This window comes from Streptomyces sp. ID05-26A (genome assembly GCF_033794685.1).
Taxonomy (GTDB): Bacteria; Actinomycetota; Actinomycetes; order Mycobacteriales; family Pseudonocardiaceae; genus Lentzea.
This window is the reverse complement of record NZ_JARAYZ010000001.1, coordinates 860,754-872,786: the sequence shown is the minus strand read 5'-3', so window position 1 is coordinate 872,786 and position 12,033 is coordinate 860,754. Positions and strand designations below refer to the sequence as shown.

Below are 12,033 nucleotides of genomic sequence, written 5' to 3'. Positions count from 1 at the left end.
GTGCGCTGGGCGTTGGCCGTGCTGCTGGTGGTGCTGGCCGGGTGTTCGGCTCCGGGGCGACCGCAGCCTCCGACGACCGGCGAGGGCTGGCAGGTCACCGTCTACTACACGGCGGTCGAGTCGTTCCACAGTGGACCTCGGGCTCCCGTGCGGGGCTGCCCGGTCATCGACTGCGAGAACGGGAACGACGTGCTCGGCACCTTCCCGCAGTCGTTCGCGAAGGCAGTGAAGGACGAGGGCACCGGCCGCACGGCGGACGGCCGGTACCTCAACTGGTCCTACGACAAGGGCTACTGGCTCGACACCGAACCGCGTGACTCGTTCGGCAAGCCGTTGCGGCCCTTCGTCTCGGCCGCCGCGGACGGGGTGAGGACGGGCTCGCGGATCAAACTCGTCTCGTGTGGACAGACCCCCGAGGGCGGCAACGTCGACGCCACCGTGTGCCAGAAGCTCGCGGCCTCGTCGTGGGAGATCACCGACGAGTTCACGCCGGGACTCGGCGGGGACCGGCACGTCGACCTCTACCTGGGCGAGGAGACCGGGCCCCGGTTCACCGAGAGCCCCTGGTACACCACCTTCGCGCAGGCGGTGCTGGAGGTTTCGCCGCCGAGCTGATAGTCGTGGGTCTCGACCGGTCTGGGGGGACTGCATGAGATTCCACGTCGTTCTGACCGAGGGCACCGGCTACCCGGTCGCCGACCCGCTGGCGGTCGTGCGGATCGACGGTCGCCGGGAGAAGATCTTCGACCCGGCCCGCGGCTGGGTTCGCGCCGACCCGAGGTACCGCGAGTGGTTTCCGAACACGCGGATCTCCGATGTGGACGAGATGATCGCGCGGGTCGGCCCACCGCCGTCATTGGACGACGAGAAGTGGAACCCGCGCAACACCGAGCGGATGATGTACGCCATCGAGGGCTACGGCGACGTGTACCTCCGCTTCGCCGTCGAGGCCCGCGGACACCCGTTCGACGATCCGGTGGACCTGGTGCACGAGCAGTTGTACGGCAACCGGGTGTGGTTGTCGTACCTGCCCGATCTCTCCTGGAGTCGGGGCAAGACCGCGGGACGGCTCGTCCGCGTCACCGAGGAGGAGTCCGACCGGATCGAGGAGGTCCTGGCGCGACGGGTGTTCGGGGACGCCGAGTTCCGCCACTTCGCCGTCGTGAACCGCGAGCACCCTCGCCTGGACGACCCGTACGTCCTGTACCGGGAGCACTCCGGCGTGGACGCGTTCGGGAGCCTCCGTCTCCGCTTCTACGAGCGCTACGACGAGAACCGCGAGTGGGTGCCGGTCGGCCGGCAGTCCCGCACCGGCAAGCCGGTGGTAGGCACGCTGCTCGACCACCTGCTCACCTCGTGGACACCGCCGGCGTACCACGGCCAGTGACCGCGGCGGTCGACGCACGACCGCCGCGGTACCGAACATCACCAGCCGAGCCGGACCGCCAGTTCGCGGGCCTTGGCGAGCGGGTTGCCCGTGCTCTGACCCGGCTCCGGCAGCGGGACCCCGGGACAGCTCAGGTCCTTCGGCGGCACCACGCCGTCGACGAGGTAGCGCTCGACCACGTCGTTGACGCAGCCGTTGCCGAACCCGTAGATGCCGTGGTCACCCTCGTCCCGCACCGTCAGCAGGCGGGAGTTCGCGAACTTGGCGTGCGCTCGCTGGGCACCTGCGAGAGGCGTCGCGGGGTCGCGCACCGACTGCACCATCAGCGCCGAGTCGACGCCCTTGCCGGTGGGGCGCTTGAGGTTCACGTCCGGACGGTCCCACCACGCGCACGGCCCGGTGACCTGGAAGCCCCCGACGAGCGGGTACTTCTTGACGCTCCGGTTCCCCTCGCGCTCCAACGACTTCCGGTCGCCGTGGAACGGGGTGTCGTTGCAGACGATCGCCATCTGCGTGCCCATCACGCGGTCCGGGTACTGCTTCGGTGCGGCCAGCGCCTGCACACCGGGGTTGGCGATCATGCCGAACAGCTGGGCCGTCGGCTCGAACGAGTCCTTGCTGTAGAGGCCCGTGAAGATCAGGGCGTCCAGCAGCACGGACGTGACGACGGTGCCGTCGGGCAGCGTGAACGGCTGCTCGGCGAGCCTGGCGCGTGTGGACTCGTAGGTCTGGCGCACCTCCTCCGCGGTCTTGCCGAGGTGGAACACGGCGTCGTACTTCGCCACCCACGGCAGGAAGTCCGCGCGGAACCGGAGCTCGGCGCCGGGCGGGAGGTTCTCGAAGACCTTCTGCCACGACTCGGTGAACTCGGTGTTGGAGTCGAGCACGACCTTGTCGAGGGTCTTCGGGAAGTAGGTGGCGTAGTAGGCGCCCATCCAGCTGCCGCCGGAGTACCCGACCCAGCTGACCTTCTTCCTGCCGATGACCTGGCGCAGCAGGTCGAGGTCGCGCACGGTCTGCTCGGTCGTGATGTACCGGCCGAGCTCGCCGGACTTGGCCTGGCAGAACTTCGCCTGCAGCTCCATGCTGCCGTAGACCAGGTCGAGGTTCGCCTTGCCGCGGTCGCGCCAGTCGACGGTGAACCGGTGCTGGTACTCGCCGCACGTGACGTTGTCGCTGGCACCCGTGCCGCGCACGTCGATGCCGTAGACCTCGGCGTTCTCGCTGAGCTTCGGGCGGTCGAGGAAGAGCATCGGCATCGTGCGTCCCTCACCGCCCGGGCCGCCGGGGTTGGTGAACACAGCGGACTTCGCCTTGCCGGACTTCGGAACCGTGCGGCTGACGGCGATCGTGATGGTCTTGCCGTTGCGCGGGTTGTTCCAGTCCATCGGCGCGGTGAAGCTGCCGCACTGCAGCCGTTCGAAACCGGGTTCGTCCGTGCACTGCTGCCAGGTGATCTTCTGGTCGGCCAGGCCGGCTGCCTGGGCCTGGGGTGCGATGAGCAGCGAGGTGGCCGTGACGGCGGTGAGCGTCGCCGCGATTCTCTTGCGGTACATGCGTTTTCCCCCTTCTACCAACCGAGCTGGGTGGCGAGCCTTCGTGCGTCCGCGAGCGAGGTGCCGCTGGTGTCGCCCGGAGCGGGCAGCGGAACGCCGGGACACTTCAGGTCCTTGGCGGGAGTGACGCCGTCGACGAGGTAGCGCTCGACGATGTCGTCCACACACGCGTTGCCGAACCCGTAGATGCCGTGGTCACCCTCGTCCTCGACGGTGAGCAGCACGGAGCCCTTGAAGTTCCGGTGCGCCCGCTGCGCCTGCTCGATCGGGGTCGCCGGGTCGCGCACCGACTGCACCATCAACGTCGGTGCGACGCCGATCCCGGTGGGTTGCTTGAGCTTCAGGTCCGGCCGGTCCCAGAACGCGCACGGGCCGGCGATCTGGGTGTAACCGACGAGCGGCCACTTGGCGCCGTCCTGCGCGCCGTCGCGTTCCAGGAACTTCCTGCCACCGTGGAACGGCGTGTCGTTGCAGAGGATCGAGTACGCGGTGCCCGTCTGGGCGTCCGGATAGCTCGCCAACGCGTTCATCCGCGCGGGCGCCGCGCCCGCCAGTTCCGCGAACAGCTGCGCGCTACCGGCGAAGTTGTCCTTGCCGTAGAGCGTGCCTCGCAGCAACAAGTCGAGCGTCACGCCGTTGTACACGCCCTCAGGCCGCGTGACGGGCTGCTCGTTCAGCTTGGCGCGGGTGCGTTCGTAGGACTGGCGCACCTCTTCGCCGGTCTTGCCGAGGTGGTAGACGTCGTCGTACTTCGCCACCCACGGCAGGAAGTCGACGCGGAACCGCCGTTCGAACGCCATGCCCCAGTCGTCGAAGATCGGCTGCCACGGCAGGGTCCAGTCGACGTTGGAGTCGAGCACGATCCTGTCGAGGGTCTTGGGGAAGTAGGTGGCGTAGTAGGCGCCCATCCAGCTGCCGCCGGAGTACCCGAGCCAGCTGACCTTCTTCTTGCCGAGCACCTGGCGCAGCAGGTCGAGGTCCTTCACCGTCTGGTCGGTGCTGACGTACCTGCCGAGCTCACCGGACTTGGTCTGGCAGAACCTGGCGAGCAGTTCCATGCTGCCGTAGAGCAGGTCGAGGTTCGCCTTGCTGCGGTCACGAGGGTCGATCCGGCCGTCGGTGTTGAAGCTGCCGCACGTGACGTTGCTGCTCGCGCCGGTGCCGCGCACGTCGATCCCGATGATCTCGGCGTTCTCGCTGAGCTTCGGCCGTTCGAGGTAGAGCAGCGGCATCGTGCGGCCGGGGCCACCGGGACCGCCGGGGTTGGTGAAGACAGTGGACTTCGCCTTGCCGTTCTTCGGCGTGAGGCGGCTGACCGCGATGGTGATGGTCTTGCCGTTGCGCGGGTTGTTCCAGTCCATCGGCGCGGTGAAGCTGCCGCATTCCAGCCGTTCCGAGCCCGCGGGGAAGCCCGGCGGCGGAGTGTCGAAGCACTTCTGCCACTGGATCTGCTGGACCGGATCCGCCAGCGCCTGTGGTGCGACCAGCAGTGATGTCGTCGTGACGACGGCGAGTGCCGCCGAGATTTTCCTTCGTAGCATTCGAGCCCCCTCCAATGTGCCTACAGCTCATCGGTTCGCAGGGGGCGGCAGCATCGGCCTTTCGGAGGCGAACGGGTACGACTCTCGTCTTACGCCGTTGCGGGCAAACCCTGATGACGTACGTCATCGGACGCACCAGGGATGGCCCTGGTGCGTCCGATCCGGGTCAGCAGGACTTCTTGTAGAAGTACTTCGAGTTGGCCGACGCGTCGTCCTTCGTGATGGCGACGAGCTCGGTCTCGATGTCGCGCTTGTTCTCCTTGCCGTCGATCGCGGCCAGCGCCTGCTCGACGCCCTGCTTGCCGATCGTGGCCGGGTCCTGCGCGATCAGGGCCTGCACGATGCCCGCCTGGAGGTCCTCCACCTGCTTCGGCGAGGCGTCGAAGCCGACCAGGTTCACCGCGCCGGTCTTGCCCGCGTTGCGCAGGCCGGTCGCCGCGCCCTCACCTGAGTTGAGGTTGGTCGCGAACACACCGATCAGGTCGGGGTTCGCGGCCAGGGTCGCGGTCACCTTCGAGGCCGCGGTGGCGGGCTCGTTGTCGGTGTACTGCTGGCCGATGTACTTGAGGTTCGGGTAGGCCTTGATGGCGTCCTCGAAACCCTTGGCGCGGGCGTCCGTGGTGGAGGTGCCGGCCTTGGTGTTGAGCACCAGGACCGAGCCGGACTTGCCGGCGGTGAGCTTGTTCAGCGTCTCGGCGGCGAGCTTGCCGCCCTGCTCGTTGTCGGACGAGATCGAGGAGACGCCGATCGAGGTGTCCTGCAGCTTGGTGTCGACCTCGACGACCTTGATGCCGGCGTCCTTGAGCTGCTTCATCGGGCCGGCCATGGCCTTGTCGTCGGTCGGCGCGATGAGGACCGCGGCCGGCTTCGAGGCGAGGATGCCGGTGACGATCGGGGTCTGCTGGGCCGCGTCGAACTTCGCGGGGGCCTGGGTGTCGTACTCGTAGCCCGCGGCCTTCGCCGCCTCCTCGAAACCGCACTGCATCGAGATGTAGAACGGCTCGGCGGTGATGCCGGGGATCAGCACCAGCTTCTTGTTCGCGGCCGAGTCTCCCGAGTTCGAGTCACCGATCTGCCCACCCCCGCCACACGCGGCGAGCAGGAAGGCGGCCGAGACAACCACTGCGGAGCGGATCTTCATTGGTCCAGCACCTTTCCCTAGCGTTGGTTGCGCGCCCGGCGCCGTGTCTGGTCCAGCCACACGGCGGCCACCAGCACGATCGCGACGGCGATCGGCTGCCAGAACTCCTTGACCCCGATGATCACGAGGCCCTTCTCCAGCACCGCGGGGATGAACACGCCGAAGACCGTGCCCAGCACCGAACCCATCCCGCCGAAGATGCTCGTGCCACCCAGTACGACGGCGGCGATCGCGTTCAGGTTGTCCGTCTCGTGGCCGGTGACGACCGCGACGCGGAAGAACGCGTTGCCCATGAACCCCGCGAGACCCGCCAGGGTGCCGGCGAGCAGGTACACCTTCGTCAGGTGGCCGCGCACCGAGATGCCGACCCGCCTGGCGGCCTCCTCGTTCGACCCGACCGCGTAGGTGTAGCGGCCGAAACGCGTGGTGGTCAGCAGGAGCGCGCCGAGAGCGGTGACCACCGCGGCCACGATCACGATGTTCGGGATGCCGAGGTACGTGCCGGAACCGAACGTGCGGTTCAGCCTGTCCGGGATGCCGGAGACGTTGGAACCGTTGTTCAGCAACAGGGCCGCGCCCTGCGCCGCGCCGAACGACCCCAGCGTCACGATCAGCGGCGGGATCTTCGCCCGCGAGATCAGCAAACCGTTGAGCAGACCCCATGCGGCGCCGCTGACGACCGCGACGAGCAGGCCGAACCCGATCACGCCCCAGCCGGCCTTGGTCGCGTCTCCGCCGGACACCGCGTTCATCGCCATCGCACTCGACACCGAGGCGAACACCAGCACCGAACCGACGGACAGGTCGATGCCGGACGTGATGATCACGAAGGTCATGCCGACCGAGAGCACCAGCAGCACCGCGGTCTCCGCGAGCAGGAACTGCAGTGTGGTCACCTGGAAGATCGCGTCCGGCCGGATCGCGCCGAACGTGGCGACCAGGACCAGCAGCACCAGGCCGATCCAGAGCGTGTTCGCGCCGGTCAGCCGCTTGAGCAACGGGGTGCGCCGCTCGTCCGTAAGAGATGACAACGTTGTCTTCTCAGTCATCAGGCTGCGTCCTCCTGGGTCAGCGCTCCGGTCATCGCGCCGACGAGTTCTTCCACGCTGGTGTCGGAAGCCTTGAAACGGGCCACGCGACGGCCGAGGCGCAGCACCTCGACGCGGTCGGAGACCGTGAGCACCTCGGGCATGTTGTGCGAGATCAGCACGACCGCGACACCTTCGTCGCGCACGCGCTTGATCACTTCCAGCACGCGTTCCCGTTGCACCACGCCGAGTGCGGCCGTCGGCTCGTCCATGAACACGAGCTTCGACGCCCACGCCACCGACCGCGCGACGGCGACGGACTGGCGCTGGCCGCCGGACAACGCCGCGATCGGCACGTCGATGCTCTGCAGCGTCGCGCCGAACCGGGTGAAGTGCTCGGAGGCCTGCTGCCGCATCGCCTTCTTGTCCAGCACGCCGAAGAAGCCGAGGACGCCGGGCTTGAGGATCTCCCTGCCCAGGAACATGTTCGCGGCCGGGTCGAGGTCCGGCGCGACCGCCAGGTCCTGGAACACCGTCTCGATGCCGAGGTCGCGGGCGTCGTTGGGGGAGTTCAGCACCAGCGGCGCGCCGTCGAACGTCAGCGTGCCGCTGGTCGGCTGCTCCACCCCGGACAGGCACTTCACCAGGGTGGACTTGCCCGCGCCGTTGTCGCCGATCAGCGACACGACCTCGCCGGGATAGGCGGTGAACGAGGCACCGCGGAGAGCTTCCACGGTGCCGTAGTTCTTCGTGAGATCACGAGCCTCCAGCAACGGCTGGCTCACGGCGTCACATCCTCCACAGTGGATAGAACGGGCGGACGGCAGCGGATCGCCACCAGGTCACCGGACAGCGCGAGCTCACCGGCCGCGTGCGGCACGACGAGGGTGCTGCCCTTGTGCACCTCCTGCTCGCCGAGCTTGCCGGAACCCTCCAGCACGACCAGCACGGCGAACGACGGCTCCAGTGCGAAGGAGCCCTCCACGTGCAGGCGGTCGGCCTGGAAGAACGGGTCCGCGTCGTGGCCGAGGAGATCGACCGACGGCGCCCACTTCTCCGACGTCTGGCGCACCAGTTCCTCGAGCTTGCCGCTCCAGCCCTGCCGGTCGACGCAGTCGAGCGCGACGTCGTAGCCGAGGCCGAGGTGGCCGATGTCGCCGTTGGCGAGGAAGCCCTGCCACTCCAGCGTCACCGAGAAGTCCGTGGGCTGCTGCAGTTCGACGATGAAGACGCCCTCGCCGATCGCGTGCGGCACACCGGCGGGCACGAACACCGTGTCACCGGCCCGGACGCACACCGGGTTCAGCGCGTCGAGCATCGCCCTGGTGTTCTGCGTGGCGACCCACTCGGCGACGGTCTCGGCCGGCACGTCGTCGCGGAATCCGATGTAGACGGTCGGGTCCGGGCCGGTCGTGCCGACGACGATCCACGCCTCCGTCTTGCCGTGACGGCAGTTCAGGTGCGAGGACGCGAAGGCGTTCGACGGGTGGCAGTGCACGGGCAGGCGCTGGCCCGCGTCGAGCAGCTTGACCAGCAACGCCGTGTCGCCGCCGAACTTCGCCGCGTGGTCCGCGCCGAGCCATCCCGTCGGGTCTGCCTGCACCGCGTCGCGCAGGAGCACGCCGTTTGGCAACGTTGTCAACCCGGCGTCGCTGCGGCCGTAGAGCGTCGTCGTGGACGCCACCCAGTCCTCGGGGCCGAAGTCGCCGCTCGTACCGCCGCGCAACGCGGCGATCGCCTCACCACCCCGGTAGAACTGCTTCGGCTGGTTGGCGGGCAAGTTGACAGGCTGGTGGAGAACACCAGAACTCACGCGTGGACCTCCCCGGATCCTCGTGGCACCAAGCGCACCGGCAGCACGACGCGGCGCGGTGGTGAGTTGTCGCCGTCCAAGCGGGCGAACAACAAATCGGTGGCCGCCTTGCCGAGCGCGCTCGCGTCGTGCGCGATCACGGTCACCGGCGGCGACAACAGGTCGGCGAGTTCGAAGTCGTCGAAGCCCACCAGGGCGGGCCGTTCCGCGACGCCCGCGAGCGCGCGGAGGACGTACACGGTGATGCGGTTGTTGCCGGCCACGACTGCCGTGGCGGGCTCACGCATGGTTTGCAGCCGTTGCAACGTGGTCGCGACGCTGCTCTCGTCGTGCGGCCCCATCGCCACGAGCTCCTCGTGGTAGCCGATGCCGGCCCGCACGCACCCCTCGCGGTAGCCGCGCAGGCGCTCGTTGGCGGTGAAGATGTCCGGCGCGTCACCGAGGAACGCGATGCGGCGATGTCCGTGCGCGGCCAGGTGCGTGACCGCCTCGACCGTGCCGCCGATGTTGTCCACCAGCACCGTGTCGGCCACGACGTCACCCGCGGGCCGGTCCAGGAACACCACGGGAGTCCCGGCGCGCATCTCAGGCACCAGATAGCTGTGCTGCAGACCGGCGGGCACGATCAGCAGCCCGTCCACCCTGCGTGAGCAGAACTCCAGCGCCAGCTCGCGTTCCCGTCCGGGATCCTCGTCGGACGACCCCGAGATCACCTGTCTGCCGCGCAGACGGGCGATTTCCTCGACAGCCCGGGTCACGCCGGAGTAGAACGGGTTGCCGACGTCCTCCAGCACCAGCCCGATCGTGCCGGTGGACGAGCCCCGGCGCAGGTTGCGGGCGCTCAGGTTCCGCCGGAACCCGAGCTGGTCGATGGCCGCGAGCACGCGCTCGGCGGTGGACGGGTGCACGCCAGGCTCGTCGTTGACCACGCGCGAGACGGTCTTGATGCTCACGCCCGCGAGCCGCGCGACGTCGTTCATCGTCGCGCGACGTACCTTGCGCTGACCGGCTACGGGCCCGCTGGGGGACAACGTTGTCATAGTGGCCGTATCTCACCCCGGCTTTACGGCCTTGTCAACCGTTTCCTCACCGGTTCAGCGCTGCCATCACGGAGGCTTATGTCCAGAACCGGACAAGTGATCGTCATGGTCTTGACCTTGCCCGTGTGCGCTCAGCGATGATCTGGTGACGGACAGCGTTGCCGGCCTCTGGAGGCGGCGCGGTCCGTCGAGAAGGCCCCCGGGCCGGGGTGAGCATGCGGCGGCGGTTGCACCCCGGCCCGGTCCCTCACCACCCGACCGGACCACTCGGCCACCCCGCCGAGGCCCGGAATCGCAACTAGGGTGACTGTCGTGGAAGCACTGGATCCCATCGAGTCGGTCAACACCTTCATCGGCACGAAGGACGAGGGCAACACGTTCCCCGGCGCGTCCATGCCGTTCGGCAAGGCGCACTCCAGCCCGATCGGCTCCCACTACGCGGGGTATCGCTACGACGACCAGCAGATCCGCGGCTTCGGGCACTTCTTCCTGTCCGGCGCGGGCTGCTGGGAGCAGGGCGGCCTCGTCCCGATCCTGCCGGTGACCGGACTGCCGCAGAGCTTCGACCACAAGCGGTACGCCACCGCGTACACGCACGACGGCGAGATCGGCAAACCCGGCTACTACAAGGTCAAGCTGGATCGCGACATCACCGTCGAGTGCACCGCGACCACGCGCGCCGGCGTCGAGCGCTACACGTTCCCCAGTGGTGTCAAGGGCACGCTTCTCGTCAACGTCGGCCAGGCCAACGACAAAGAGCCCGTCAGCGCCAGTTCCGTCCGGGTCGTGGACGACCGCACGATCGTCGGAACCGTGGAGACGCAGGCGTTCTGCGGCGGCCGTCCGTACATCACGTACTTCACGACCAGGTTCGACCGCCCGTTCACGCAGTTCGGCACGTGGGGTCCGGCAGGACCCAAACCAGGGCAACGGGAGTCCGCGGGTGGTGCGGGACTCAGGGGCGCGTGGGTGACGTTCGAACCCGGCCCGGTCACCGCCATGACCGCACTGTCCCAAGTGGACGAGCGGGGTGCCGCGAACAACCTGGAGACCGAGACCACCGGCAAGACCTTCGACGATCTCCGCAACGAGGCTCAGGACGCCTGGCGCGCGGAGCTGAACTGCATCGAGATCGAGACGGGGGACTGGGACGAGCGCGCGGTCTTCTACACCGCGCTCTACCACGTGCTGCTGCAACCGCTGACCGGCAGCGACGCGGACGGCCGGTACCGCGGCTTCGACGACCAGGTCCACCAGGCCGACGGCTGGACGTATTACGAGTACTACTCGCTGTGGGACACCTACCGCGCGCACAACCAGCTCCTCGCGTTGATCCGCACCAAGCGGAGCAAGGACATCGCGCGGAGCATCCTGGCGATCCACGAACAGGGCGGCTGGTTGCCGCGCTGGGCGTACGCGAACCAGGAGACGAACTGCATGACCGGCGACCCGGTCACGCCGTTCCTCGTCGACCTGTGGCGCTTCGGCCACCTCGACGGGTTCGAGGAGCAGGCGTACCGGGCGTTGCTGCAGAACGCGGACGGCGTCCCCCCGGCCGCGAGCAGGTTCCAGGGCCGCTCCGGCAACCCGAACTACCTCGCCAGGGGGTTCGTCCAGTACGACAAGCGCTTCCCGAAGAAGGGGCAGGACACCGACCCGCACCACGGTGCGTCGGCGACCCTGGAGTACGCGCTGGCCGACGCCACGCTCGCGATCATGGCCGAAGCGCTGGGCCACAAGGAGGACGCGGAACGGCTGCGCGCCCGAGGCCTCAACCACCGCGCCCTCTGGGACAACAGCGTCACGGACCGGGGCTTCACCGGCTTCCCGCGGCCCAAGCTGGGCAACGGCGCGTGGCTCACCCCGTTCACCCCGCAGGGGCCGGAGGGTTTCCACGAGGGCACGGCGTGGCAGTACCAGTGGCTCTGCCAGCACGACATCACCGGACTGATCACGGCGCTCGGCGGCAGGGCGGCGGCCGAGGCGAGGCTGGACGACTTCTTCGCGTACGCCGACCTGCTCGTCGACCCGAAGCGGACGGTCCGCGAGAAGTGGGTCGTCGGGCCCTACGACTACTACAACCAGTTCAGGTACAACCCGAACAACGAACCTGATCTGCACGCGCCGTGGATGTACGCGCTGATCGGCAAGCCGGAGAAGACGTCGGTGGTCGTGCGGGCCGCGCAGACGTTGTTCGTCAACGGTCCGGCGGGCGTCACCGGGAACGACGACCTCGGCACGATGTCGGCCTGGTACGTGTTCAGCGCGCTCGGGATGTACCCGGCGGTGCCCGGCACCGGCGAGTTCGTGCCGCACGCCCCCAGGTTCACGAAGGCCGTCATCCACCTGGAGAACGGCGAGGACGTCGTGATCGAGGCCGAGGCCGCCGACGTCGCGAAGACGCAGGTGGTGCAGCGGATCCGGAGCGGCTGGCTGTCGAAGTCGAAGGACCGGATCGAACTCGCGGAGCTGTTCTCGGGGACCAGGCTCGAGGTCGACCTCCACACACTTTCCAATTGAGACGCGG

General features: G+C 68.5%; 10 protein-coding genes. 3 read left to right on the top strand and 7 right to left on the bottom strand.

Annotation, left to right across the window (positions count from 1 at the left end; translation table 11 throughout):
• Together PV646_RS04265 and PV646_RS04260 are read left to right on the top strand one after the other, a co-directional pair.
• Positions 1-615, top strand: coding sequence for a hypothetical protein (locus tag PV646_RS04265; protein WP_500340131.1), 615 nt, complete (start codon positions 1-3; stop codon positions 613-615).
• A 34-nt stretch (positions 616-649) separates the two neighbouring features.
• A complete protein-coding gene (locus PV646_RS04260) occupies positions 650-1,387 on the top strand; it encodes a hypothetical protein (protein ID WP_500340130.1) in 738 nt (245 codons plus the stop codon).
• A 38-nt stretch (positions 1,388-1,425) separates the two neighbouring features.
• Here the strand turns inward: PV646_RS04260 and PV646_RS04255 are convergent, their stop codons facing one another.
• The 7 genes from PV646_RS04255 to PV646_RS04225 all read right to left on the bottom strand — a co-directional run bounded on the left by PV646_RS04255 (position 1,426) and on the right by PV646_RS04225 (position 9,446).
• Positions 1,426-2,943 carry an alpha/beta hydrolase gene (locus PV646_RS04255; RefSeq protein ID WP_500340129.1) on the bottom strand — a complete coding sequence of 506 codons (1,518 nt, stop codon included), beginning with the start codon at positions 2,941-2,943 and terminating at the stop codon, positions 1,426-1,428.
• A 14-nt stretch (positions 2,944-2,957) separates the two neighbouring features.
• On the bottom strand, positions 2,958-4,484 hold the full coding sequence (locus PV646_RS04250) for an alpha/beta hydrolase (RefSeq protein ID WP_500340128.1): 1,527 nt from the start codon (positions 4,482-4,484) through the stop codon (positions 2,958-2,960).
• A 166-nt stretch (positions 4,485-4,650) separates the two neighbouring features.
• Positions 4,651-5,625 carry an ABC transporter substrate-binding protein gene (locus tag PV646_RS04245; protein ID WP_500340127.1) on the bottom strand — a complete coding sequence of 325 codons (975 nt, stop codon included), beginning with the start codon at positions 5,623-5,625 and terminating at the stop codon, positions 4,651-4,653.
• Between the two features lie 17 nt (positions 5,626-5,642).
• On the bottom strand, positions 5,643-6,674 hold the full coding sequence (locus PV646_RS04240; RefSeq protein WP_500340126.1) for an ABC transporter permease: 1,032 nt from the start codon (positions 6,672-6,674) through the stop codon (positions 5,643-5,645).
• The gene (locus tag PV646_RS04235; protein ID WP_500340125.1) at positions 6,674-7,438 is read right to left on the bottom strand and encodes an ATP-binding cassette domain-containing protein; all 765 of its coding nucleotides are present in this window, start codon (positions 7,436-7,438) and stop codon (positions 6,674-6,676) included. The genes PV646_RS04240 and PV646_RS04235 overlap by 1 nt, the downstream gene beginning before the upstream one ends.
• Positions 7,435-8,433, bottom strand: coding sequence for a class I mannose-6-phosphate isomerase (locus PV646_RS04230; protein ID WP_500340124.1), 999 nt, complete (start codon positions 8,431-8,433; stop codon positions 7,435-7,437). The genes PV646_RS04235 and PV646_RS04230 overlap by 4 nt, the downstream gene beginning before the upstream one ends.
• Before the next feature lie 29 nt (positions 8,434-8,462).
• Complete coding sequence (locus PV646_RS04225) at positions 8,463-9,446, bottom strand: LacI family DNA-binding transcriptional regulator (RefSeq protein ID WP_452253008.1); 984 nt, start codon at positions 9,444-9,446, stop codon at positions 8,463-8,465.
• Between the two features lie 372 nt (positions 9,447-9,818).
• On the opposite strand from PV646_RS04225, the gene PV646_RS04220 reads away from it, so the two are divergent.
• Positions 9,819-12,026 carry a GH92 family glycosyl hydrolase gene (locus PV646_RS04220; protein ID WP_500340123.1) on the top strand — a complete coding sequence of 736 codons (2,208 nt, stop codon included), beginning with the start codon at positions 9,819-9,821 and terminating at the stop codon, positions 12,024-12,026.
• Positions 12,027-12,033 lie beyond the last annotated feature (7 nt).